This is a genomic window from Rhodocaloribacter litoris, assembly GCF_011682235.2.
Lineage (GTDB): Bacteria > Bacteroidota > Rhodothermia > Rhodothermales > ISCAR-4553 > Rhodocaloribacter > Rhodocaloribacter litoris.
Window position 1 is genome coordinate 1710286 of record NZ_CP076718.1, and the last position, 23153, is coordinate 1733438.

A 23153-nucleotide genomic window follows, 5' to 3' on the forward strand; every position below is an offset into this window, starting at 1 on the left:
ACGCCGGAAAAAAAACCGTAGACGCTGCCTCCCACTCGAACCAACCCCGGGCGACGGCGTTTTTCCGGAAGTTCAGTCTCCTCCCCTCCAGCATATCGCCACCCCGGCTCACCACGGTGGAGAAGTTCAAGCGGTTGACCGGTGAAGCGGGACAACCCGAACCAACCACGTAGCCGCGGATCTGGACGCGTTGCGCGTCCCGTTAGCCCGGGCTGCCCACATGTAGCCGCGGATCTGGACGCATTGCGCGTCCCGGGACGCGTTGCACGTCCCGTCGGCCCGGGCTCTCCTGTGGGCCATGGGGCGCACCCGTGAAGGGTGCGGCTACATCGCGCTGCACAACGACGCCTTCAATAGCATGGACCAACGCTATAGCGCTACGCAGTAACATGGTCCGCAACAATTGTGGTTGCTTCAAGTTATTAGTAGCTCGTCTCCGCTCCGCTTGCTCCAGTGCTCATGAAAGCCCTCTCCCCTGATCTCAGAGAACGTATCGTGAAGGCCTACCTCAACGGGGAAGGCTCACAAAAACACATCGCCCAGCGCTTTTCCGTCTCTCAACGCACCGTCAGACGTCTGGTCAAACTCTACCGAAGCACCGGTTCGCTCTTACCCCGTACGCGCTTCAATGGCCGTAGCCCCATCCTCGGCCCACAAGACCGACAATGGCTGCTGCAACTGTTCAAGGAAAACCCGGATCTGACGCAGGAGCAACTGGCCCATCGCCTCACCGAAGCCGGACGTCCGGTCAGCCAACAGACCGTCAGCCGGGCCCTTAAGCGCCTGGGGATCACACGAAAAAAAAGACCTTGAGACCTTCCCAACAAGATCGTCCAGCGGTTCAAGCCGAGCGCATGGCTTTCAGGCAGCGTCTGTCCGAGATCGCCCCTGAGCGGATCAAGGTGGTCGATGAGAGCCGGGTGGAGGTGGGCATGCGGCTCCCCTACGGCTACAGTGTTCGCGGTGCGCGCTGCCATGAGCGCGCGCCGCTGCGCAGTCCGATTCGGCGTAGCTTGATCGGCTGGATGGGATTCGATGGGTCGGGGGTCGTGGCCACGCACGCAGGCACGGTGCGTGGGTGGACCTTTCGCGGGTTTGTGCGCCGGCACCTGGTCCCGTATCTGAGGCAGGGAGACGTCGTCATCTGGGACAATGCCACGATTCATGGTGTCGAGGGGATCAAGGACCTGATCGAGGCGGCCGGGGCGGAGGTATTGCCGCTGCCGCGTTATAGTCCGGATCTGAGCCCGATCGAGTTGGCCTGGAACAAAATCAAGCATGTGGTCAAACGCGCGCGTGCAGAGACGGCGCAGGCGTTGGAGGCGTCCGTGGAGCAGGGGGTGGCCGCGGTTAGGCCCTCCGATGCCGTGGGGTGGTTCAAACACTGTGGTTATTTGGGTCAAAGTCCCTGAGTAGCGCTATACATGACCCGCGCTATAAAAAAGAGCGTAGAGATGTATGGATACAAATCAGCGTCCCCCTTTTACGACCGATCTGTCGGTCGAAGAGTTTCGCGCCCACTACTGGTACAAGCAGGAATTAGCCGCCCTCTGTCGGCAGCACGGGCTACCCGCTTCCGGAACCAAAGCGGAGTTGGAAGAGCGGCTGGTACAACTGTTGACAGGTACGGCGAAACCGGCCGCGTCCCGTACCAGGGCGACTCAGTTGCGCCGCAAAGCGACCAACCAGCCGATCACACTGGCGACCCGGCTGATTCCCGGCGGGTTTAAGTTTAACCAGGAAGCGCGAGAATTTTTCCAAAACTACTACGGGGTCAAAAAATTCTCGTTCACCAAAGAGATGGCGGCTGCCTTGCGGGACGCGGAGGCACGGGGCGACTACGCAATGACGGTGGCCGACCTGATTGCCGTGTACGAAAGCAGCCGCATCCGCGGCAAGGACCGCGTCATGCCGGAAACCGCTGAGGAAAAGACCTACCAGTGGAATGCGTTTGTCCGCGATTTCCATGCCGATCCGCGGACAAAGGCGTGGAACAACAAGATGGAGATCGCGGCGTTCCTGTGGCGCAAGGTGCGGGATCGCAAGGGGGCCAAGCGGTATGACACCGCGTTGCTGGACGAGTTTCGCGAGCAGATTGCGGAGATGGAGCGAGCGGACAAGGCGTGGGGGTAGCGGTGTCTCCCCCGGACAGGCACTTCAGGGATGCGTCGTCCATGAAGGAGGCATTCTGCCCTACGGGTATGGTCCTGCGGTACGCTTTATCAGCACAATGATCGAACGTTTATGCACCTGCCCGATCTCTCGCTCCCGCTCACCGACCCGGTGCTGATCTTCGCGCTGGTGATGGTCATGATTCTGGTGCTGCCGCTGCTCTTTCAGCGGATGCGGATACCGGGAATGGTCGGATTGATCATCGCCGGCGTGATCATGGGGCCGCACGCGCTGGGGGTGCTCGCGCGCGATCAGACGATGGAGCTGCTTGGCACCGTCGGCATACTCTATATCATGTTCATTGCCGGACTGGAGATAGACCTGAACGAGTTCAAGCGACAACGGAACCGGAGCATCGTTTTTGGCACCCTCACGTTTGTGCTACCCCAGGGGCTGGGCACGCTGATGGGTCGTTTCGTACTGGGCTTCGAGTGGCCGAGCGCGATCCTGCTCGGGGCCGTCTTCGCCTCACACACCCTGCTCGCCTACCCCGTCGTCAGCCGCCTGGGGCTGGCGAAAGGCGAGGACGTGACCACCGGCGTCGGCGCTACGATCCTGACCGATACCGCCGCCCTGCTCGTGCTGGCCGTCGTCGTGCGCACGGCCGAGGGCGCCCTGACACCGCTCTTCTGGTTCCAGATGACGGTCCTGCTGGCCGCCTACATGGTCGGGGTGCTGTGGGGTGTACCGAGACTGGGGCGATGGTTCTTCCAGAAAGTCCGCAGTGACGGGGTCTTCGAGTTCGTCTTCGTGCTGGCCGTCGTCTTCGTCTGCGCCTTCCTGGCCACCGTCGCCGGGGTCGAACCCATCATCGGCGCTTTCCTGGCCGGACTGGCCCTGAACCGTCTGGTTCCTGAACACAGCACCCTGATGAACCGGACCCGCTTCGTCGGGGCATCGCTTTTCATTCCCTTCTTCCTGATCTCGGTCGGCATGCTGGTCGATGTACGCGTGCTCGTGGCCGGAACGGAGGCCTGGACAATTACGGGCTTCATGCTCGGAACGGTGATCATGACGAAGTGGCTGGCTGCCCAGGCGACCCGGCCGCTCTTCGGCTACACCGCCGACCAGGCGTGGATGCTCTTCGGCCTGACGGTTCCGCAGGCGGCGGCCACGCTCGCCACCGTGCTGGTTGGTTACAACGCAGGCCTCTTTGGCGACGGCGTGCTCAACGGAACCATCGTGATGATGCTGGCAACCTGTATGCTCGGGCCCTGGGTAGCCGAGCGCTACGGGCGCCGTGTGGCGCTTCGGGCCGCCCGAACCCCCCCCGAACCGTCACGTGCCCCTCAACGGATCCTGATCCCTCTGGCCAACCCGGAGACGGCGCCGGACCTGATGGACCTGGCCTTGATGATCCGGCAGCCGTCCTCGGAACAACCGCTCTATCCGCTGGCCATCGTTCGTAACCGGGAGAAGGTACGGGAGGGCGTTGCGGCCGCAGAAAAGCTGCTCGGGCATGCCGTTCTGCACGCCGCAGCGGCCGATGTGCCCGTTACACCGGTGGTTCGCATCGATCATAACGTGGCCAGCGGCATCCTGCGCGCCGTGCGGGAACACATGATCTCTACGGTGATCATCGGATGGAACGGCAAAAGCTCGGGACGACAATACACCTTCGGCAGCATTCTGGACCAGCTGCTGCAGGACAGCCACGAGCTGGTGCTGGTCAGCAAGATCGAGCAACCCGTAGCCACGGTGGAACGCGTGGTGCTGTCCGTCCCTCCGTATGCCGACCTCGACCCCGGCTTCGCCGATGTCGTGCGGACCGTCAAGGGACTGGCCCGCCAGATGAGTGCAAGCATCCTTGTGCTGGGTTCGCCGGACAGGCTGCCGGGCATCCAGGAGCATATGCGCCGGGCGCGACCCGAAGTGCCGACCACCTACGCACCGCTGACGGCATGGTCTCACCTGATCTCGACGTACGAGGTCCACCATCGCCCCTACGACCTGGTGCTGCTCGTGGCCGCCCGGCCGGGTACGCTGGCCTGGCGACCGGCCCTCGGCCGCCTGCCCCGCTTGCTCGCACGCCGCTTTCCCAAGACCAGCCTGGTCGTGTGCTACCCGCCCCTCCCGGCCGAGGAAGCACATCTTCCCCATACCCTGCCCTCGGGTGACCTTGTGCTGGGCGGGCTCCTCTCTGCCCACCGCATCCGGCTCAACCTCGAAGGCCGGCACACCGACGAGGTGCTGTCCGAGATGCTGAAGGCTGCATTCCCGGATCAACCGGACCTGATCCGGCATACCGCCGATGCTTTTTCGCTGACGGCAGCAGACTACGTGCCCGAGTTGATGCCCGGCGCGATCCTCTACCACGCCCACGTCTCGGGCATCCAGGACCCGCTCCTCCTCGTCGGGATCAGCGCACGGGGCCTGAACCTTCCAAAGAGTTCGGCCCCCGTCTACGTGATCCTGCTGTTGCTGAGCCCGGAGAACGGATCGCCGGAAGATCACCTGCGCAGCCTTGCACTGGTTACCCGCCTGGTGCATGCGCCCGAAACCATTGACCAACTTCGCAAGGCTGCCTCACCGAAAGAGGCCTTTGAGATCCTGGCGAGCAGCTTCCTGGAGCCCCGCTACGGCCGGACCCGTGTGCGCAAAGCACGGCTGCGCGTACGGGATGAGGTCCCCGGTGGAGCCCTCTACGGCAAGGTCGGGGTAGTCGTCACGCCGGCGTCCGACCTGATCCCTTTGCTAGCGGAGGCCCTCCACCGCACCATTTCATTTGGCCGGCGGATGAACCTGCTGTACCTCGGCACCCCCACGCCACAGCGAGAAGAACGGCTGCAACAGGCACTTCAGGAAACAGGCCTCGCCCGGGAAACACCGGTCTACTGGCTGGAAAATCAGAGTGAAGAAGCCCTGCGACAGGTAACCCGGCAACACGAAATCGACCTGTTGATGGTGGAAGCACTCGACGACGCCAGCCGGCTCGGCACGCACCTTGGCCCGATCGCGCAGGCCCTGGTACACCGCCCCCCCTCGTCGCTGCTGATCCTTTCGCATCCCGTCGTGCAGCCCCGATCCTACCGGCGTATCGTGGTCTTGACGGAGTACGACGAGACGTCCTTGCTGCTCTATCGCCAGGTGTTGCGCCTGGCGGTACGGGAGCACGCCGATCAGGTTTTCGTGGTCCGTGTTCTGCCCAAGTTCGGAGAGGCGAGAATCCTGACCGGTGCAGCGGGGCGCGAGCCGGAGTATCAGCCGCGTTCCCTGACCGAGGAACAGGCCTTACTGGAAGACTTTGTACACGGCGGGGGGGAAAGCGGCATCCCGGTCCAGACGTTCTGCCTGGAAGGGCCGATCGGCTTTGCAGCCACCCGGTTTGCCTACCGGTACAAAGCGGACCTGCTGGCGATCCCGGCCATCGAACGATATGCAGCGCTTGCCGATCGCCTCTATCCCTCCGAGACCGACTGGCGGCTGCGCGAGGCGCCCTGCGACGTATGGATTGCCTACCCGGAGGGACTCAGTGTACCGGCTCGGGCGCACCCTCGATTTTGACGAACGCACGCACCAGCTCCACCGAGTCGTTCTCGTAAACCACCCTGCGTGCCGTCTCCTGCCGGAACAGACGCGCGATCTGCCCCATGATCTGAATCTGGGCGGCCATATCCCGTCTCGGGGTCAGCAGCAGGAAGATGAGCCGGGCCGGCTTGCCGTCGGGGCTGTCGAAGTCGATGCCCTGTCTACTGTGACCGACCACCAGGACGGGGCGGGTCAGCCCGTCGAGGCGGGCATGGGGGATGGCGACCTCCTCGCCCAGGCCCGTCCCCATGAGCCGTTCCCGGGCCAGCACGGCCTCGGCCACGTCGGCGGCGTCGAGGCCGGCGGCTTCGGCAGCCGGCCGGGCCAGCTCCCGGATGACGCCCTCGCGCGTGGTCGCCTCCAGGTCCGGCACGAACAGCCGGGCGTTGAGCAGATCCTCCAGCTTCCACGTCCGGGGCCGTGCAAAGAACCGGTTCATCAGCGGGCCGCTGACGATGGAACTGGCCAGGGCCAGCACCACCAGGGCAACGAACATGTCCTCCCGAATGACGCCGAACTCCAGGGCCAGCAGCCCGAGGATGATCTCCATCGCCCCGCGGGCGTTCATGCCGAAGCTGATCGCCCACCCGTCACGCCGGGAGAGACCGCCCAGGCGGGCCCCGAGCAGGCATCCCCCCAGCTTGCCCAGAAAGGCCACGACCAGCACCCCCAGCACCAGCGGCAGGTTGAAGTGCCGCAGAAAGTCGGCCTCCAGCCCGATCGAGACGAAGAAGATGGGGGCAAAGATGTAGGTGACGAACTGATGGAGGACCGTGCGTGTCTGTGCCCGCATGTGGGTCGAGTCGCCCACGGCAATGCCGACGAGGAAGGCCCCGAAGATGGCGTGGATCCCGATGGCCTCGGTGGCGGCCGCGCCGGCGAACGCCAGGACCAGGGTGAACCCCAGCACCCCGCCCGGCCAGCTCAGACGCGACTGGATCCAGGGCAACGCCCGGTGCACCATCCACCGGCCCACCGTCAGCGTGAACACGACGAGCAGCAACGTCAGGCCGATCGTGGCCCCGATGCTCATCCCCCCTCCGTGCCCCCCCGCACCTCCGGCCGACGCGGGCGCGTTCATCATCCCCAGTACAATCGAGAAGACGATCCACCCGACGAGATCGCTGAACATGGCCGCCCCCATGACGAGCATCCCGACGTCGGTCTTGAACAGATCCAGGTCCATCATGATCTTGGCGATCACCGGCAGGGCCGAGATGCTCAGCGCCGTCCCGAAAAAGAGCGCGAACGTGAGCAGGTCGGTCCCCGGCTCAACGCCCCAGAATCCGGGAAAGGCGTAGGCCACCCCGAAGCCGACGGCAAAGGGCACAGCCGTGCCGAGGAAGCTGATCAGCAGTGCGGCCCGGCCCTGCCGCCAGAGCACGCTCAGATCGATCTCCAGCCCGGCGATCAGCAGCAGCAGCACCACCGACAGCGTGATCACGGCGTGGTACGCCAGCGCAACGGCACCCTCCGCCGGAAAAAGCTGCTGGAACAGACCGGGGGCCAGCGCCCCCAGCACCGTGGGCCCCAGCAGGATACCGGCCAGGATCTCGCCGACGATGGCCGGCTGCCTGAAACGGTTGAACACCTCCCCGAAGGCACGCGCCAGCCCCAGCATGACCCCGAAGCCAAGCAGCAGCGTCGTGACTTCAACGGAGGTGAGCTTTTCCATGCGGCAGCCTGAACGGAAGAACGGAAACCGGACGAACGAAAGGACTTTCCTGCGGGGCCGGTCGCTCAGGGCAGGGACGCCCGCACCACCCACAGGTTGCAGGGGATCTCGCGCAGGACCCACTCCATGTCCGAGGGAAAGAGCCGCTCGAAGAAGTGGCTGTGCCGGCTGGCCGAGGGCATCACGAGCAGGTCGACCTCGTGATCGCGGGCAAACTGCGCGGCGATGTAGCCGGTATGCCCTTCGATGATGCACGGCTCGACGGGTACGCGGCTATGCCCGGCCGCATCCACCAGATCCCGCAACAGGGTCTCTTCCTGTACCCGGGAGGTCTTCTGAGAAGACCGGGCACGCTCCCGGCGATTCCCTTCCGAAAACATGACCACTTCCCCGAACTGGGGTAACACGCGAAGCACGTAGACCCGCTCGGCCTGCTCCTGCTCGGCCAGGCGTACGGCCTTGGTCAGCGCAATCAGCGCCAGCTCCGAATAGTCGGTCACGACGACCAGCCGGCGCACCGGCTGCGGCACCACCCGGGGCTCCGTGAACAAGAGCAGCGAACAGGGTGCCTCCCGGACCAGATTACGGGCCACGGAGCCCAGGTAATAACGCAGCGGGTGTTCCTTCTCCAGCGCTCCGGCCAGGAGCAGGTCCAGACCGTAGGTCTCCACCGCTTCGAGCAGGGCCGCATCGGGGGCCCCGCGGACCCACAGGATCTCCGTCTCGCGGGGTAGCCCGGCCTGCTCCATGGCCCGCCGCAGATGGGCCTCGTGCTCCGGTGTGTGGTCACCGGCGTGAACCAGGCTCAGCCGTGCCGCCAGCCCGGGCGCACGGTAAGCCGTCTCGGCCAGCAGCGCCTCCAGGCGGGGCGAAAACGTGACGGCAACCCCGAGGTGTCGGTAGAGTGGCATCGGTCCGCGCAAGATGCAAGGAAACCCTTCCCCCACGCAGGGAAGGTTTCCTGAAAAAGCGTACCGGCAGGACAGGTTCCTGTGACCGGCAACGCCCGAAAGGACACCCGGCAAAAGCGTGCGTCACGCGGCTTCCCCGTTTCCGGCGGCCGGCGTCTCGCGCCCCCCCTCGACCCAGGCCTTCGGCAGGGCTTCGGCCAGCTTTACGCCCCCGACGACGCCGAAGTCCAGCGTCCGGATCGGGAAGGGGATGGTGATGCCGTGCGCGTCGAAGGCCCGTTTGATGCGCCGGATGGCCGCACTACGGGCTTCGAACAGGTCGCGCGGCCCCTGGAACGGTATCCAGAACCGGAGCACGAAGTTGATCGAACTGTCGCCGAAGGATTCGTAGAACAGCTCGAGCGGCCGGTCCTTGGCCCGCCCGGGCAGGTCCTCGACGGCCTCCAGCGCCACCTCGCGGGCCTTTTCCAGGTCGTCGCCATAGGCCACGCCGCAGGCGACGTCCACCCGGCGAAAGCCCGGCTCGCAGTAGTTGACGATCTGGTGGCCGAAGACCTCCCGGTTGGGCACGTAGACGCGCGCGCCGTCCGTGCGGCGGATGATGGTCGTGCGCAGGTTGACCTCCTCCACGGTCCCGCTGACGCCGCTGGCCTCGACGTAATGCCCCTCGCGGAACGGCCGGCGAAAGGCCAGCAGAATGCCGGAGACGAAGTTGGAGACGATGTCCTGAAAGGCGAAGCCGAGAGCCAGCCCGACGATCCCGACGCCGGCCAGCAGCGCCGTCACGACGTCTTCGAGGTGCAGGATGCTCAGCGCGATGAAGATCCCCGCGGCCACGACGGCCACCGACACGATCGAGCCGAGGAGCCGGTTGACCTGCCGGTTCGCCGAGACGCGGTCGAGCAGCCGGTACGTGAGGCGGCGCCCGTAGCGCGCCAGCAGCCCGAAACCGATCGCCACCAGCACGGCCAGCACCAGGTTGGGCAGCAGGGCGATGAGGGCTTCCAGCCATCCGATGAGCTTTTCCGTGATCGTGGATAAGGCGTCTGAAAGGTTCATGCGTCGCTCCGTTTAATGAAATCCATCGTTCCTTTCCGAAACCCTCACGGCCCCTCGCCCGGCTCCCCTGCCGGATCAGGCCCCGGTGCACACAACGTCTCCAGTAGATCAGCGGCCGTGTCGACGGCGACGGGTTCGGCGTGTGGGCCCGGGCGAAGCAGGCGGCCGCCGGGTGAGAGCGCGACCAGCCGCAGGCCGGGATAACGACGGCGCACGTGCCGGAGACGCGGATCGAGCCGGCCGGCGTCGTCCATCGACATCACCACACATTCCGGCGCCCCGGCCGCCACACAGGCCTCGAGCCGCGCCGGATCGTCGACCTGACCGACCAGGTGCAACGCCGGGTGGCGACGGATCAGCCGGCCCAGCATCTCGCGCATCAGCCGCGGGCGAACGGCCAGCAGCACGCGTGTTGTCGAAGCCCGTGGCGATGCGGCATCCGTCATGATCCCGGCTCGGCATATACCCGTTGCACTCCTCCCGTACAGGATAAGAGGCACCGGGCCCGGATACCATGGATCTCCGCCCGCCTCCACGATACATTTTTCGATACATTTCCGGCGGCTTGTGGGGATCTACGGCTACGGGCAGACGGCGGAGACCAGATCCCGGCCCGGCGTCCCGCAACGTCCCGGGCCGCCGCTCCCCTTCAAAGCCCCCTTTTTTCGAGGGCTCGCAGGTAGCGCGCCGCTTCCTCGCGGCTGCGCACGTTGAGCTTGCCGAGGATGCTGTGGACGTGGTTCTTGACGGTGCCGAGTTCGATGAAGAGCCGGTCGGCGATCTGCTGGTTCGTCAGTCCTTCCCCGATCAGTTCGAGCACCTCACGCTCGCGGGGCGTCAGGTCGGGCGGGCGGCTGAGGTCGATGCCGCTGTCGGCGGCCAGTTCGGCCAGCTCGGCCACGCGTTCCATCAGCAGGGCGGCGATCTCGGGCGAGACGAGCGCCCGCCCGCGACGGGCCGCCCGGATGTTGCGCAGCAGCTCCTCGACCGAGTCCTCCCGCAAGACGTAGCCGCTGGCCCCGGCCTCGATGTGGCGCAGGATGTCGTGCGGCTCCCGCGCCAGCCCGACCACCAGAATGCCCACCTCCGGATCGGCTTCACGCAGGCGTGCGATCAGGCGCGTGGTGCCCCCTTCCGGCAGGCCGGTGCTGACGAGCACGAGGTCGCAGGAGCCTCCGTATGCCAGGGCTTCCTCCACGGTCGTGGCCGTCCCCACCACCTCCAGGTCTTCTTCTTCGCCGAGCACGGCCGCCATCACGCTGGCATTCAGGCGAATCTCGTCGACGATCAGAATGCGGGTCATGCGAGGCAACGGAAGCGCAATGAAACAGCCGGAACGCCCTGTCAAAGTACGTACCGGCCCTTCCCCCTTCAAGCGCGTCGCCCCCGTCTTCTACCCGGTTTATATCGGATCTATATCTCGTCCCTGGATCCCGATCCATGGCAAAGCAGCGATCATATCACTATCTTTTCAAGGTTTGGACCTCCAAACCACGCGCGTACATGTATCATCAGACCAGAACACGAACGATGGCATTGTATTCCCCCCAGCAGGCTGAACTCGACGGGATCAAGGGACAGGGCTATGCCTTTTCCCGGCGTACCTACCAGGGCATCGAGTACCGGGGGGTCTTCTTCGTCGATGAGGAAAAGGCGGAGGCGCTGGAACCCCTGCTCGAGAAGGACGAGGTCGAGTTCACCGGCGTCGTCTACAAGAAGAACCGTTCCGGGAAGGTGCGCCAGATGACCCGTACGTTCCTGGTGGACGTGAAAGATCTGGCCAGCGTACATGTCGGTGAGCGCGCCGACTTCAAGGTCGTCGGCGAAGCCTGAACGCCCCGCCGCGTTTCGCCCTGGAGCCCGTCATCGCAGCGGTGGCGGGCTTCTTTACTTCTCCTCGCGCAGCGTCGCGGCGAGGCGTTGCGCGGTCTCCCGGAAAGGCCGGAAACGGCACCCCAGCGCTTCGACGGCTTTGCGGTTGCTGTAGCGATACCGGTGGGCACTGTGACGGGCCATCTCGCGGGTGAGGCGCGGCGACGTGCGGGTGAGCAATGCCACCGCCTCGGCGACTGCGCCGAGCCACCAGGCCAGCCGGGGCGAGAGCGTCCACCGGGGCGGCGGCACACCGAAGGCCCGTGCCAGCGTCTCGGCGATCTCCCGCCACGAGAGGTTGTCGCCCGCCAGGATGTAGCGCTCGCCGGTATGCCCGTGCGCCATGGCCCGGATGTGCCCCTCGGCGACGTCTTCCACGTCCACGACACACGTCCCGCCCGCCGGAACCGCCGGCAGCCGCCGTTTCCGCACCAGATCGACGAGCCGGCGCGTGTTCTCGCCGGGTCGCCCGGGACCGAAGACGAGCGCGGGGTTGACAATGACGGCGTCGAGCCCCTCGGCAACGCCGCGTTGCACTTCGAGCTCGGCGCGGTACTTCGACAGGGCATAGGGGGAAGGAGAAGGCGCGTCGTGCCAGGAAGCCGTTTCGTCCAGGACGACGTCCGGGCCGGGGAGGCGGCCGAGCGCAGCAACGCTGGAGGTGTGCACGAGCCGTTCGACGCCGGCCGCCAGCGCGGCATCGACGACGTGCGCGGTGCCCTCGACGTTGACATGAAAGAGCCGCGCCCGCTCGCGACGGTTCCGGCCCTGCCCCACATAGCCGGCCACATGGTAAACGCGGGATACCCCCTCGAAAGCCCCCCGCAGGCTGCCGGGGTCCGTGACGTCGCCGAGCGCGTGCTCGACATGACCGGCTGCGTCACCGAGCAGGTCGAGGCGGGAGGCCGGGCGCCGCAGGATCCGCACCTCGACGCCCTGTGCGACAAGCAGGCGGGTCAGGGCCGCCCCGACGAGGCCGGTCGCACCGGTGACGAGGGTTTTCATGCCAGTTCGATCAGGAGCGCGTTCTTGCCCACGGCCTCACCGGGCGCCACATGGATGCGCCGCACGACGGCCTCGCCGGTCGCCCGCAACTCGTTCTCCATCTTCATCGCCTCCAGGATCATCAGGCCATCGCCCGCCTTCACGGTCTGTCCTTCTTCCACCAGCACCTTCAGCACCAGCCCGGGCATGGGTGCCCGCACCTCGCGCTCGGCCGCCCGGCTACCGGCCTCCAGGCCGAAACGCTCCAGCAGCAGCGCTTTCTCATCCAGCACCCGCACCTGCCGGAGCCGGTGGCCGATCTCCACCTGAAGCGTCCCCGCCTCACCGGCGGCGATGAAGACCGGCAGGCTCCGGCCGTCGATCAACAGCGAAAAGGCGCCCGCCCCGACCGGCTCGAAAGACACCTCGACGGCCCGGCCGTCAAGATAAACCCGCCCTTCCCGGAACTCGATCTCGAAAGCGCGGTCTCCTACCTGCGCCCGAAAAACCTGATCCTTCACCATCGGCTCTTTCCTTTCGGCTACATGCCGGGTCGGCACCGGCCCACCCGCAGGACTTTCCCGGAGGCCCTGCAAAATACGAATCCCGCACCCAATCGCCAGCATCTCGCCCACGACATCTGCCGGCTCGCGTATGGACCAGAGGTTGACCCCGGAGTTGCTCCTGTACGGCTACCGGCACGGTATCTTTCCCATGGCGGATCCCCGCGATGGCGACGCCGTCTACTGGTTCGATCCCGATCCACGGGCCGTGATCCCGCTCGATGCCTTTCACGTGCCGAAGAGCCTGGCCCGGCTGGTACGCAAGGGAACGTTCGAGGTGGTTACGGACCGGGACTTCGAGGGGGTCATGCGGGCCTGCGCCGACCGGGCGGAAACGTGGATTTCGGAAGAGATCATTCAGGCCTATGTGGCGTTACACCGCCTGGGCCATGCCCACAGCGTCGAATGCCGGCGCCATGGCCGGCTGGCTGGCGGGCTTTACGGCGTAGCACTCGGAGGCGCCTTCTTCGGGGAATCGATGTTCCACCGCGAGCGGGACGCCTCGAAGGTGGCGCTCGTCCATCTGGTCGAGCGGCTGCGCCGGGGGGGGTTCGTGTTGCTGGACACCCAGTACCTCACGCCGCACCTGGCCCGTTTCGGTGCCATCGAGATTCCACGGGCCGAATACCGCCGGCGCCTGGCCGCGGCCCTGCGCATCGATGCCCGGTGGCAGGTATGACCGCGCCGCCCTCCCACAAGGCAACCCGCGATCCGATCCGGTCCCGACCCGCGTGCCGGGACCGGATTGCAGGCCGACAAGTGGAACCCCCGGGTTTCCGGCATGAAGCTTCCGGCCGGGGCTGCTTCCGTCAAACACCAAAGCCTTTGTCCGATGCGCCTGTTGTCGCTGCCCGTCCTCCTGCTCCTGATCGGCTGCCGGCCCGAGGCTGCCGAGCCGCCCGCCCCGGTCGCCCGCACGGCGGCCCTGCACGCAGCCGTCGTGGCCCCGCCCGACAGCGCCACCGCCCGGCGTTTTCGCGAGGTGATGGCCTTCGCCCGCCGCGAGCGCCTGCACGAACGCCCGCTCGGCGAGGTCATGCAGGCCGTCGGGTTGCAATTCGCCGGCGCCCCCTACGTGGCCGGGTTGCTCGACGAGCCGCCGGAGGAAACCCTGGTGGTCACCCTGAGCGGGTTCGACTGCGTGCTGCTCGTCGAGACGGTGCTGGCGCTGGCCCGGGGCATCGCCGTGCAGGACTACACCTACGAAGGCTTCACGCGCCGCCTGGAAGAGCAACGCTACCGCGGCGGGCGCATGGACGGCTACTGCAGTCGCCTGCACTATTTCACCGAATGGATCGCGGACAACGAACGGCGTGGCCTGGTGAAAGACCTCACACGCGCGCTCGGCGGCACCCGCCTGGAAAAGCGACTCAACTTCATGAGTACCCACCGCGAAAGCTACCCGCGCCTGGTGCAGAACGACAGCCTCTTCGAAGGCATCCGTGAGATGGAGCACCGCCTGGCCGGCCACGTGATCCACTACATCCCGCAACACCGCATCCGCACCGTCTACGACCGCCTCCAGGCCGGCGACATCATCGCCACCGCCACCAGCATCGAAGGCCTCGACGTCTCCCACACCGGCCTGGTCTACGATGCCGGCGACGGGAAAAAGGGCTTCCTGCACGCCTCCACGACCGGCGGCGTCAAGGTTTCTCCGGATCTTCAAGCTTACGTGGAGAACAACAAGATCCAAATCGGCATTGTGGTAGCGCGCCCGATACGACCCTAGCAGGGGCGCGCCACGGGAGCAACCGGGCCGTAGCCGTCCCGCCCCCGCCCGTAGAGCGGCCCCGACGTGCGTGAAGCGAACAACGGACCATGGAACTCCGACGGATCGGTGTCTTCACCAGCGGCGGCGATGCACCCGGCATGAACGCCTGCGTCCGGGCCGTCGTCCGGACCGCCTACACGTTCGACCTCGACGTCATCGGCATCCGCCGCGGCTACGAGGGGATGATCGAGGGCGACTTCGTGGAGATGGACCCGCAGTCCGTCTCGAACATCCTCCAGAAAGGCGGCACGCTGCTCAAGAGTGCCCGGTCCGAGCGGTTTCGCACCCCGGAAGGCCGGGCCCGGGCCGCCGAACAGCTTCGCAAGTTCGGCATCGACGGCCTCGTCGGGATTGGAGGAGACGGCACCCTGCGCGGGGCCGCCATCTTTTATGAGGAACACGGCATCCCGATCGTCGGTTGCCCCGGTACCATCGACAACGACCTCTTCGGCACCGACGAGACGATCGGCTACGACACGGCGCTCAACACCGCCATCGAAAACATCGACCGCATCCGGGACACGGCCGACGCCCACAACCGGCTGTTCCTGGTCGAGGTCATGGGCCGGGATGCCGGCTTCATCGCGCTCAACAGCGGCATCGGCGGCGGCGCCGAGCTGGTGCTCATCCCGGAGACCTTCACCGAGATGGACAAGGTGAAGAAGCGGATCCACTCGCTGATGTCGGCCCAGTCCCGCTCGTCCATCGTGGTCGTGGCCGAAGGGGATGAACTGGGCGGCGCCGCCAAGATCGCCAACGCCCTGCGTGCCGACCCGCGTTTCGAGCGGATCGACCTCCGCGTCTGCATCCTCGGCCACACCCAGCGTGGCGGCGCCCCGACGGCGCGGGACCGCGTCCTGGCCAGCCGCCTGGGCGCCGCCGCGGTCGAAGCCCTCGTGGAAGGTCACACCAACGTGATGGTGGGCATCATCAACAACGAGATCAAACTCACCCCCACCCGCAACGTCTGGCAACGGAAGAAAACGATCAATTACGAGCTGCTGAAGCTGACCGACCTGCTCAGCTGACCCGCTTCTTCCACCGGGGGTGCCCGGCCTCCGATCCGTCATGCAGGCCTTCCCCACCCGACGATGAAAAACTACCCCCCGATCGAACAAGTGCAGGGAAAAAAGGAAGAAGTGCAGGCGATGTTCGACGCCATCGCCCCCCGCTACGATCTGCTCAACCGCATCCTCAGTTTCGGCATCGACCGGCGCTGGCGCCGGCAGGCGGTGGCCATGCTGCGCGAACACCAGCCACGCCGCATCCTCGACGTCGCCACCGGCACGGCCGACCTGGCCATCGAGGCCCTCTCCCTCGATCCCGAAAAGGTCGTCGGCGTCGACATCTCGGACGAGATGCTGCGTATCGGGCAGGAAAAGATCGAACGGCTGGGGCTGGCGGACCGCATCACGCTGCGCAAGGGCGACGCCGAGCGGCTGCCCTTCTCCGACTCCCAGTTCGACGCCGTCCTCGTGGCCTTCGGCGTGCGCAATTTCGAAAACCTCGAACAGGGACTTCGCCAGATCGCGCGGGTGCTCCGGCCCGGCGGGGTGCTCGTCGTGCTCGAGTTCAGCCGCCCGCGCCGCTTCCCCGTCAAACAGCTCTATCGTTTCTACGCCCGCCACATCCTGCCGCGCGTCGGCCGCTCGCTCTCCCGAAACGAGGGGGCCTACCAGTACCTGCCCGACTCCATCGCCGCCTTCCCGGACGGGCCGCACTTTCTCGACATCATGGAAAAGGCCGGGTTCAAAGACCTGCGCTGGAAACCCCTCACCTTCGGCATCGCCTCCCTCTACAAGGGAACCACCTGACCGGGAACCGCAGCGGGGAACCGGGCTACCCGTCCTGCCCCTCCCCGTGGCCCGGCGTCCGGTTGTTGCGGTACTTCGTCATGCAGCATTCGTTGATCTTGCCGCGCTTCCGGTACTCGACCTGATCCATGAGCCGGCGCATGATGTGCACGCCGAAACCGCCTTTCTTGTGGCGACGGGCATATTCGAAGATATCGGGTTCCTGATACGCCTTCGGGTCGAAAGATTCGCCCTCGTCGCGGATACGTACGGTCAGGCGGTCGGGTTTGACGATGACGGCGATATCGATCTGGTGCTCCCCTTTGCCCTTGTAGGCGTGCTCGATGACGTTGGTGCAGGCCTCGTCCACGGCCATCTTGAGCTGTTCGACGGCCTCCGGGCTCAGGTCCGCCTGCCGGGCGTGCGTCTCCACGAAGTGACGCACGTCCTCCAGGTAGCGCGTCGAGCTTGGGATGGTGAGCTTGTACACGGACTGGGCCACGGTCTTCTCGGATTGGGAACTACGGATGCGACGCCGTCATCGAGGGCAGGGATCAGGCCGGCTCGTCGGGCTGCTCGCCGTTCTGTTGAAAGCGGGCCACGGCTTCTTCCTCCGTCTGGACGATGTCGAACAGCATGGGAAAGCCCAGCAGGTCGAACACGTTGTAGACTTTAGGTTGCAGGGCCGCGATCTTGATGTCGCCGCCCTGTTCGCGCAATTCTTCGATATAGGCCATAAAGACGCCGAGGCCGGCACTCGAGATGTATTTCAGATTTTCTCCGTTGACGACGATTTTGCAACGGTTTTCGCGCCGGCACTTCTGGATGGCGGCCTCCAGCTCGGAGGCCGTGTGGGCGTCGAGCTCGCCTTTCAGGTCGAGCACCTGGATGCTGCCGTTCGTGCGGAATCCAACAGAAAAGTTGCTCATGGGATCGGGTTGCTGGAAGTAGGGTCAGCGGGGAGGTTACCCGGTGGATACCTCACCGGCGGCAGGTTGTTCGACGGCGGGGCGCCCGGCCCGGCGCTCGCCGGTCACCGGACCGGGCTGGTCGAGCCGGATGCCGTGCCATTTCAGGACGACCAGGGTCATGTCGTCATCATACTCCTTCTCCCCCAGGAAGGTGTTGAGGTCGTCGAGGAGGGCGGCATGCAGGTCGGTGGCGTCTTCATGCCGGTGTTCGGCCAGGACCCGGAGCAGGCGGTCATAGCCGTATTCCTCCCCGGCCGCGTTGCGGCTCTCGACGATGCCGTCGGTGTAGAGGACGAAGACGTCGCCGGGCTGCAGCCGGATGCGTTCTTCGGCCAGCATTTTCCGGAAGAGCGGGCCACGGTCCAGCCCGAGGCCGAGGCCGCGTGAACGCAGATACCGGGCCGATCCGTTGAGGCTGATGACGGCCGCCGGGCAGTGCCCGGCCCGGGCCAGCACGAACTCCTCCGTGTGCAGATCGAGCACGCCGTAGACGACGGAGATGAAGACGTTCTTCTCCAGGGAGCTGGCCAGCGCCACGTTGGCGTGGTGGAGAAAGTCGCACGGAGAAGGGGCCAGGCGGCTGACCGACTGGAAGATGCCCTGCATCTCGGCCATGTAAAACGCGGCGGACGTGCCTTTTCCGGACACGTCCGCGACGATGACGGCGAGGCGGTGGTCGTCGAGCCGGGCGAAGTCGTAGTAGTCGCCCCCCACTTCGAGGGCCGAGACGCTGGAGGCGGCCAGCGTCATGCCGGGCAGCACGGGCAGGCGTTGCGGGAGCAGCTTCCGTTGCACCGCCCGCGCGATGGCCAGCTCACGGGCCAGGCGCTCCTTTTCGAGTTGTTCTTCGAAAAGGCGGGCGTTGTCGAGGGCGAGGGCGGCCTGCGCGGCGAAGACGCTGATGGCTTCCACGTCATCCTGCTCGAAGCCGTGGGTGACTTCCTTCGTGGCAAAGAGGGCCCCGAGCACCTGATCGCGCGCCAGCAGCGGCACCACGAGCAGGCTGCCCAGGCCGTCCCCCGCCCGCGCGTCGACGCGGTGATCGGCCAGGGCCTGGTGCAGCACCAGGGGCGCCCGGCTCCCCCGAACCTCGTCGAAGAGGGCCTGCACGTCCACCAGCCGTTCGATCCGTTCCGGCGTCATGCCATGCGCGGCCACGATCCGGGGCTCCAGCGTGCCATGCTCCAGGTCCGGCAACGCCAGCCAGGATGCCTGCGCCGAGCACGCATCGATCGGCGAGGCGGCAATCGTGGTGAAAAGCTTCTCGGAATCGAAAACCTGGCTGACCAGATGGGAGAGCGAGTGCATCGTCGCCATCTCGCCCGCCTTCCGCTGGAAGTCGCTCGTGGTGGGCAGGTGGAAAAGCAGCGACAGGAACGCCGTGGTGCAGTAGAGGATGCCGAAATAGACGGCCAGCCCCGTAAAGATGGCCAGCGGGTAACTGTAGTAGAGCATGGAGCGGACCGCGCCCGGCACCAGCTCGAAGCCGTCCTCGGTGCTGCCGTCGATGCCGGCCAGCCCGATGAGCAGGATCAGGAGCAGAAACGCCATGCCGCTGGTGGCCATCTTGGCCCGGAACGAGAGCGTCACGATCCAGGAAAGGCGAAACGAGTTGACCACCATGAAGACGACCGCGGGAATGATGGCCAGGCCCTGCAACAGAAGCACCTCCTCACGCGGCGACCTCATGAAGCCCGAAAGGGCCGCCAGCACCATGAAACCGATCATCAGGTTCCAGTTGCGCTGGCTGCTCCGGGTCCGTTTGACGAGCACCAGTTCCCGGAAGCGAAGCAGCAGGATGAAGGCGAACGTCGTCTTCAAAAGCGCCAGCAGGCCCACCTTGAACGGCACCGACGGGGCCAGCGGCAGGGCGTTTTCCATGCTGAAGCCGACGATGCCCACCGGCGGGATCCGCGTGACGAGATAGCCCAGCAGCACGTAGAGCCCTCCCAGCAGCAGCGTCGTCCAGAAGATGCGGCCCGGCTCGGACCGCCGGTGCCGGAACAGCAGCGACAGCAAAAACCAGAAAGCGGCGTAGCCCGTCAGCACCACCACGTGGTACACCCCCTCGACGAGCAGCCCCGCCGGCTCGCCTGTGTTCCAGAGCAACAGGTGATAGCCCAGGGCAAGCACATAGCACACCCCCCACAGCGTCCCCAGCAGAACGTACTGCACGCGCGCTCCTCTGCCGGATGCGGGCAGTAGCCCCGGCGATCTGGACATCCGGAATGGCGGCATCAAACGTGGAGAAAAAGTGGGCATGCAGCGATCGGGCAGGCCGGGCAACCTTCCGGCGCCCTTTTACTTCCTCCCGTCAAACTTTGTTACGGGTACCGGTCGGCCGGGTGATCTGCTCAAGGTACGGCATTTTAGCGCCTTCCGGAAGGCACCGGCCCGTTCCGCCCGGAGCCTGACCGGGCCGGTGGGCGTACATGGCTCAAGCAACTTCGCCCGCCAGGGCACGTAGAGCCGGTGGAGCGCCGTTCCCCCGGCCTTGCGGCGGTTTCATACACCCCACCCCATGAAAAGACAACGCCTCGTTCGCTTCCAGATCTTCCTGCTCTTCGTCGCCATGGGCCTGGTGGTGGCGCGCGTCCTGATGGGCCCGCCGACGCCGCAGGGACTGATCGTTTTTACCCGGCTCGAACCCGGCCGGCTCGAACACGCCGGCTTCGTCCTCGACGGCCGCGCCTCCCTCTTCGTCGAAGCGACGGGATCCTTCGAAAACCTGGAGTCGTCCAGCCCGCTGGCGGCCTATGCCTGGATCCTCCGGCGGGACACGCGCGAGGTCGTCTGGCAGATGACGCCCACCACCGTGACGCACGGCCAGGGCACGCTGGCACACATCCGGGACAGCCTCTCGCTGCCGGCCGGCACCTACGACGTCTTCTTCACCACCTACGGCACCTCCCCGCAGGCACGGGAAGGCGCCTCGTTCCTCAGCCTCCGCCACCACTGGACGAGCGACGCCGACCGGTGGCGGCTCGTCCTCCAACCGGGCCAGGCCGTCACACCGTCCATTGCCCGCCCGCTTCTGCAGGAACGAGACGAGGACCTGGCCCCTCACGGCGCGCACATCACCTGGTCGTCGGCCCCGGCACGACGTGCCCAGCACACCGACGTCTTCCTCTTCCAGACCCGCCACCCGATCGAACTGACCCTCTATGCCGTCGGCGAGCTCTGCGAAGTGGATGCGGCACGCACCCGCACGCCGTGCGACTTCGGCTGGCTCGAAAACGCCACCAGCGACCGCCGCCTCTGGGAGATGACCTGGGACAACACCGAACCCGCCGGCGGCAGCGAAGCCAACCGGTACTTCCGGGGACGGCTTACGTTGCCGCCCGGCCTCTACCGGGCCGGCTTCACCACCAACGACCGCCATCATCCCGGCCGCTGGCACGCCAACCCGCCCCTCGACCCCGCCGCCTGGGGCCTGACCCTCTACGCCTCCGACCCCGCTGCCGTCACCCGGTTCGACCCGTGGACCCTCCGCACCCCGCTCGTCAGCCTCACCCGCGTGCCGAGCGACGCCCTCCGCTCCGCCCAGTTCGTCGTCGAAGAACCCGTGCGCCTGATCGCGTATGCCCTCGGCGAGATCAGCAGCGGCGGCAGCCGGTATGACTACGCCTGGGTCGAAAACAACGAATCGGGGGAACGCCTGTGGGAGATGACCCGCGAAGCCTCCCAGCCCGTCGGCGACGAGGACAGCGGCAACCGCGTCGAGATCGCTTTCCTGAACCTGTCGCCGGGCACCTACACGGTCGGCTTTCAAACCGACGGCTCCCATGCCTTCGGCGACTGGCGCAAGGCGGAGCCGCCCCATGCGGAGCGCTGGGGCGTCACCCTCTTCCCCCTCCCGGAGCAACTGCCCCCCGGCGTCTTCCGCGTCATCGACACCGAAAGCGCCGGCATCACGGCAGCCCCCCTGCCGGAAGCTCCCCCGCCCCCGCCTGGCACCGGCCGGGTCCTGCTCCGGCGTACCCGCCTCGGCAACGACGCCCGCGTCGAGTTCCCCTTCACCCTGGCCCGGCCGACCCGCCTCCGCATCACCGCCCTGGGCGAAATCTCGACCAGCGGCACCTACGACTACGGCTGGATCGAACAGGCCGACAACGGCGAAACCGTCTGGAAGATGACCCTCCAGAACACCCGGCCCGCCGGCGGCGACGACCGCAACCGCCGCTTCGACGGCGTCCTCACGCTCCCGCCGGGGGAATACGTCGCCTACTTCAAAACCGACTTCTCCCATGCCTACGGCGACTTCGACGACGGCGCCCCGGACGACCCCGCCGCCTGGGGCATCGTCATCGAACTTCTCGACGAATGAGCGCGCCTTCCCCGGTTCGTCGTAGCCCGCTTCCGACCGTCGCCCCATGAGAACCGTCGAACTGACGCTCTACGTCGAAGAACCGCTCCAGGAATGGCTCATCGCCTTCCTCGAAGACCTGGACTTCGACGCGTTTCTCCAGGAGGATCACCGCCTGAAGGCCTACCTGCCGGCGGCCCGCTGGAACGACGTCGCCCGGGAGCGGATCGAGCAATGGCTCCTGGCCCACGGCCTCGACGTGCCCATCGAGGAGCAGCTCATCGAGCCGCAGGACTGGAACGCGCAGTGGGAACGCTCCCTGCGCCCTGTTGCCGTCGGGCCGTTCCTCATCCGCCCCACCTGGACCGAGACGCCGCCCGAGCACGCAGACAAGATCGTCCTCGAGATCGATCCGAAGATGAGCTTCGGCACGGGCTACCACGAGAGCACGCGCCTGGTGCTCCGCGTGTTGCCCTCGCTCATCCGGGGCGGCGAGCGCGTCCTCGACGCCGGCACCGGCACCGGCATCCTCGCCATCGCCGCCGTCCGCCTGGGCGCCGCCGGGGCCCTCGCCTTCGACATCGACCCGTGGGCCGCCGAGAACGCCGCCGAGAACTTCGCCCGCAACGGCGTCGCCGACCGCATCGCGTTCCGTGAGGGTTCGCTGGAGGTCGTCCCCGAATCCGGCTTCGACCTGGTCCTGGCGAACATCAACCGGAACGTGCTGCTGGACCTGCTGCCCGGCTTCGCCGAGAAGACGCGCCCGGGCGGCCGGATCGTGCTCGCCGGTCTGCTCACGTCGGACCGCGACCGCATGCTCGAAGCCGCCGCCCGCATGGAGCGTGCGACGCGGCCCGCCCTGACGCCGCTCCACGAAGCCACCGAAGGCGAGTGGTGGTCGGTCGTCCTCGAGCGACCCGCATGAGCGCCACCCCGCCCGGAGATCCGCCCTTCAGCCCGGAGTCCGCGATGCGCCTTGCCACGATCGACGTCGGAACGAACACGGCGCTGCTGCTCGTGGCCGAGCAAGCGCCCGGCGGGCGGCTTCGCGTCCTGTACGAGGAGAGCCGCGTCATCCGGCTGGGGGAAGGCGTGGACCGGAGCCGTGTCATCCGTCCCGAGGCGATGGCCCGCCTGCGCGACGCGCTGCTCGCTTACCGGCACGTCGCCGACACGTACGGCGTGCAGGCGACGGTGGTGGCCGGCACGAGCGCCTCGCGCGACGCCGAGAACCGGGACGAGCTCGTCGCCTTCGTTCGTCGTGAGACGGGCCTGGCATACGAGATCCTCTCGGGCGACGAGGAAGCCCGGTGGAGCTTCGCCGGGGCGGTCTCCGCCTTCGACGACCTGCACGGCCCGTGCATCGTGTTCGACATCGGCGGCGGCTCCACCGAGGTCGTCGAAGGCGAGGCCGGGCCGGACGGCACGCCCCGCCTCACCTTCCGCACCAGCCTCGACGTCGGCACGGTGCGCCTGGCCGAGCGGTACTTCGCCACACAGCCGCCACCCGCCGGGGCCGTCGCGGCCGTACGGGCCGCGCTCGAG

At 66.5% G+C, this 23153-nt stretch carries 22 protein-coding genes; 12 read left to right on the forward strand and 10 right to left on the reverse strand.

Annotation, left to right across the window (positions count from 1 at the left end):
• Positions 1-459: 459 nt before the first annotated feature.
• From GQ464_RS06995 to GQ464_RS07010, 4 genes are all read left to right on the forward strand, one after another.
• Complete coding sequence (locus tag GQ464_RS06995; protein WP_166982032.1) at positions 460-813, forward strand: helix-turn-helix domain-containing protein; 354 nt, start codon at positions 460-462, stop codon at positions 811-813.
• A gap of 41 nt (positions 814-854) precedes the next feature.
• Positions 855-1412 carry a transposase gene (locus GQ464_RS07000; RefSeq protein WP_166982035.1) on the forward strand — a complete coding sequence of 186 codons (558 nt, stop codon included), beginning with the start codon at positions 855-857 and terminating at the stop codon, positions 1410-1412.
• 46 nt (positions 1413-1458) lie between these two features.
• On the forward strand, positions 1459-2133 hold the full coding sequence (locus tag GQ464_RS07005; protein WP_166980575.1) for an SAP domain-containing protein: 675 nt from the start codon (positions 1459-1461) through the stop codon (positions 2131-2133).
• Between the two features lie 111 nt (positions 2134-2244).
• Positions 2245-5676 (forward strand): cation:proton antiporter domain-containing protein, encoded by a 3432-nt coding sequence (locus GQ464_RS07010; protein ID WP_166980577.1) that lies wholly within the window; start codon positions 2245-2247, stop codon positions 5674-5676.
• On the opposite strand, the gene GQ464_RS07015 is transcribed toward GQ464_RS07010, so the two are convergent.
• The 5 genes from GQ464_RS07015 to GQ464_RS07035 form a co-directional block, all read right to left on the reverse strand.
• The gene (locus GQ464_RS07015) at positions 5642-7375 is read right to left on the reverse strand and encodes a cation:proton antiporter domain-containing protein (RefSeq protein WP_166980579.1); all 1734 of its coding nucleotides are present in this window, start codon (positions 7373-7375) and stop codon (positions 5642-5644) included. The genes GQ464_RS07010 and GQ464_RS07015 overlap by 35 nt on opposite strands.
• A gap of 65 nt (positions 7376-7440) precedes the next feature.
• Positions 7441-8286, reverse strand: a complete 846-nt coding sequence (locus GQ464_RS07020) for a universal stress protein (protein ID WP_166980581.1) — start codon at positions 8284-8286, stop codon at positions 7441-7443.
• 123 nt (positions 8287-8409) lie between these two features.
• Positions 8410-9345: a mechanosensitive ion channel family protein gene (locus GQ464_RS07025; protein WP_166980583.1), complete on the reverse strand. Its 936-nt coding sequence runs from the start codon at positions 9343-9345 to the stop codon at positions 8410-8412.
• Positions 9346-9389: 44 nt separating this feature from the next.
• A complete protein-coding gene (locus GQ464_RS07030) occupies positions 9390-9791 on the reverse strand; it encodes a response regulator transcription factor (protein WP_166980585.1) in 402 nt (133 codons plus the stop codon).
• 203 nt (positions 9792-9994) lie between these two features.
• Positions 9995-10648: a LuxR C-terminal-related transcriptional regulator gene (locus GQ464_RS07035; RefSeq protein ID WP_166980587.1), complete on the reverse strand. Its 654-nt coding sequence runs from the start codon at positions 10646-10648 to the stop codon at positions 9995-9997.
• Between the two features lie 227 nt (positions 10649-10875).
• On the opposite strand from GQ464_RS07035, the gene GQ464_RS07040 reads away from it, so the two are divergent.
• The gene (locus GQ464_RS07040; protein WP_166980591.1) at positions 10876-11178 is read left to right on the forward strand and encodes a hypothetical protein; all 303 of its coding nucleotides are present in this window, start codon (positions 10876-10878) and stop codon (positions 11176-11178) included.
• 54 nt (positions 11179-11232) lie between these two features.
• On the opposite strand, the gene GQ464_RS07045 is transcribed toward GQ464_RS07040, so the two are convergent.
• Positions 11233-12222: an SDR family oxidoreductase gene (locus tag GQ464_RS07045; RefSeq protein ID WP_166980594.1), complete on the reverse strand. Its 990-nt coding sequence runs from the start codon at positions 12220-12222 to the stop codon at positions 11233-11235.
• Positions 12219-12725, reverse strand: coding sequence for an acyl-CoA carboxylase biotin carboxyl carrier protein subunit (locus GQ464_RS07050; RefSeq protein ID WP_166980597.1), 507 nt, complete (start codon positions 12723-12725; stop codon positions 12219-12221). The genes GQ464_RS07045 and GQ464_RS07050 overlap by 4 nt, the downstream gene beginning before the upstream one ends.
• A 130-nt stretch (positions 12726-12855) precedes the next feature.
• Here GQ464_RS07050 and aat point away from each other — a divergent pair, with 130 nt between their 5' ends.
• From aat to ubiE, 4 genes are all read left to right on the forward strand, one after another.
• Entirely contained in the window at positions 12856-13443 is a 588-nt protein-coding gene (gene aat, locus GQ464_RS07055; protein WP_166980600.1) for a leucyl/phenylalanyl-tRNA--protein transferase, read from the forward strand.
• Between the two features lie 153 nt (positions 13444-13596).
• Entirely contained in the window at positions 13597-14496 is a 900-nt protein-coding gene (locus GQ464_RS07060) for an N-acetylmuramoyl-L-alanine amidase-like domain-containing protein (RefSeq protein WP_166980603.1), read from the forward strand.
• A gap of 89 nt (positions 14497-14585) precedes the next feature.
• A complete protein-coding gene (gene pfkA / locus GQ464_RS07065) occupies positions 14586-15566 on the forward strand; it encodes a 6-phosphofructokinase (protein ID WP_166980606.1) in 981 nt (326 codons plus the stop codon).
• Positions 15567-15629: 63 nt separating this feature from the next.
• The gene (gene ubiE, locus GQ464_RS07070) at positions 15630-16352 is read left to right on the forward strand and encodes a bifunctional demethylmenaquinone methyltransferase/2-methoxy-6-polyprenyl-1,4-benzoquinol methylase UbiE (protein WP_166980609.1); all 723 of its coding nucleotides are present in this window, start codon (positions 15630-15632) and stop codon (positions 16350-16352) included.
• Positions 16353-16377: 25 nt separating this feature from the next.
• Here the strand turns inward: ubiE and GQ464_RS07075 are convergent, their stop codons facing one another.
• The 3 genes from GQ464_RS07075 to GQ464_RS07085 are packed head-to-tail and all read right to left on the reverse strand — an operon-like array spanning position 16378 to position 19477.
• Positions 16378-16833 (reverse strand): ATP-binding protein, encoded by a 456-nt coding sequence (locus tag GQ464_RS07075; RefSeq protein ID WP_166980611.1) that lies wholly within the window; start codon positions 16831-16833, stop codon positions 16378-16380.
• 52 nt (positions 16834-16885) lie between these two features.
• Positions 16886-17260 carry an STAS domain-containing protein gene (locus tag GQ464_RS07080; RefSeq protein WP_166980614.1) on the reverse strand — a complete coding sequence of 125 codons (375 nt, stop codon included), beginning with the start codon at positions 17258-17260 and terminating at the stop codon, positions 16886-16888.
• A 36-nt stretch (positions 17261-17296) separates the two neighbouring features.
• A complete protein-coding gene (locus GQ464_RS07085; RefSeq protein ID WP_166980616.1) occupies positions 17297-19477 on the reverse strand; it encodes a PP2C family protein-serine/threonine phosphatase in 2181 nt (726 codons plus the stop codon).
• Between the two features lie 346 nt (positions 19478-19823).
• Here GQ464_RS07085 and GQ464_RS07090 point away from each other — a divergent pair, with 346 nt between their 5' ends.
• From GQ464_RS07090 to GQ464_RS07100, 3 genes are all read left to right on the forward strand, one after another.
• Positions 19824-21629 carry a hypothetical protein gene (locus tag GQ464_RS07090; protein ID WP_166980619.1) on the forward strand — a complete coding sequence of 602 codons (1806 nt, stop codon included), beginning with the start codon at positions 19824-19826 and terminating at the stop codon, positions 21627-21629.
• Between the two features lie 46 nt (positions 21630-21675).
• Complete coding sequence (gene prmA / locus GQ464_RS07095) at positions 21676-22533, forward strand: 50S ribosomal protein L11 methyltransferase (RefSeq protein ID WP_166980621.1); 858 nt, start codon at positions 21676-21678, stop codon at positions 22531-22533.
• A 44-nt stretch (positions 22534-22577) separates the two neighbouring features.
• On the forward strand, positions 22578-23153 hold a 576-nt coding region (locus GQ464_RS07100; protein ID WP_480383399.1), incomplete at its 3' end, for a Ppx/GppA phosphatase family protein.

Excerpts from the sequence above, each read along its gene's own strand:
- GQ464_RS07000 (WP_166982035.1), top strand. The coding sequence starts at position 855 with ATGGCTTTCAGGCAGCGTCTGTCCGAGATCGCCCCTGAGCGGATCAAG.
- GQ464_RS07040 (WP_166980591.1), top strand. The coding sequence starts at position 10,876 with ATGGCATTGTATTCCCCCCAGCAGGCTGAACTCGACGGGATCAAGGGA.
- GQ464_RS07005 (WP_166980575.1), top strand. The coding sequence starts at position 1,459 with ATGGATACAAATCAGCGTCCCCCTTTTACGACCGATCTGTCGGTCGAA.
- pfkA (WP_166980606.1), top strand. The coding sequence starts at position 14,586 with ATGGAACTCCGACGGATCGGTGTCTTCACCAGCGGCGGCGATGCACCC.
- prmA (WP_166980621.1), top strand. The coding sequence starts at position 21,676 with ATGAGAACCGTCGAACTGACGCTCTACGTCGAAGAACCGCTCCAGGAA.
- GQ464_RS07010 (WP_166980577.1), top strand. The coding sequence starts at position 2,245 with ATGCACCTGCCCGATCTCTCGCTCCCGCTCACCGACCCGGTGCTGATC.
- GQ464_RS07015 (WP_166980579.1), bottom strand. The coding sequence starts at position 7,375 with ATGGAAAAGCTCACCTCCGTTGAAGTCACGACGCTGCTGCTTGGCTTC.
- GQ464_RS06995 (WP_166982032.1), top strand. The coding sequence starts at position 460 with ATGAAAGCCCTCTCCCCTGATCTCAGAGAACGTATCGTGAAGGCCTAC.
- GQ464_RS07050 (WP_166980597.1), bottom strand. The coding sequence starts at position 12,725 with ATGGTGAAGGATCAGGTTTTTCGGGCGCAGGTAGGAGACCGCGCTTTC.
- GQ464_RS07045 (WP_166980594.1), bottom strand. The coding sequence starts at position 12,222 with ATGAAAACCCTCGTCACCGGTGCGACCGGCCTCGTCGGGGCGGCCCTG.
- GQ464_RS07090 (WP_166980619.1), top strand. The coding sequence starts at position 19,824 with ATGAAAAGACAACGCCTCGTTCGCTTCCAGATCTTCCTGCTCTTCGTC.
- GQ464_RS07030 (WP_166980585.1), bottom strand. The coding sequence starts at position 9,791 with ATGACGGATGCCGCATCGCCACGGGCTTCGACAACACGCGTGCTGCTG.
- GQ464_RS07025 (WP_166980583.1), bottom strand. The coding sequence starts at position 9,345 with ATGAACCTTTCAGACGCCTTATCCACGATCACGGAAAAGCTCATCGGA.
- GQ464_RS07080 (WP_166980614.1), bottom strand. The coding sequence starts at position 17,260 with ATGAGCAACTTTTCTGTTGGATTCCGCACGAACGGCAGCATCCAGGTG.
- aat (WP_166980600.1), top strand. The coding sequence starts at position 12,856 with ATGGACCAGAGGTTGACCCCGGAGTTGCTCCTGTACGGCTACCGGCAC.
- GQ464_RS07035 (WP_166980587.1), bottom strand. The coding sequence starts at position 10,648 with ATGACCCGCATTCTGATCGTCGACGAGATTCGCCTGAATGCCAGCGTG.
- GQ464_RS07020 (WP_166980581.1), bottom strand. The coding sequence starts at position 8,286 with ATGCCACTCTACCGACACCTCGGGGTTGCCGTCACGTTTTCGCCCCGC.
- ubiE (WP_166980609.1), top strand. The coding sequence starts at position 15,630 with ATGAAAAACTACCCCCCGATCGAACAAGTGCAGGGAAAAAAGGAAGAA.
- GQ464_RS07060 (WP_166980603.1), top strand. The coding sequence starts at position 13,597 with ATGCGCCTGTTGTCGCTGCCCGTCCTCCTGCTCCTGATCGGCTGCCGG.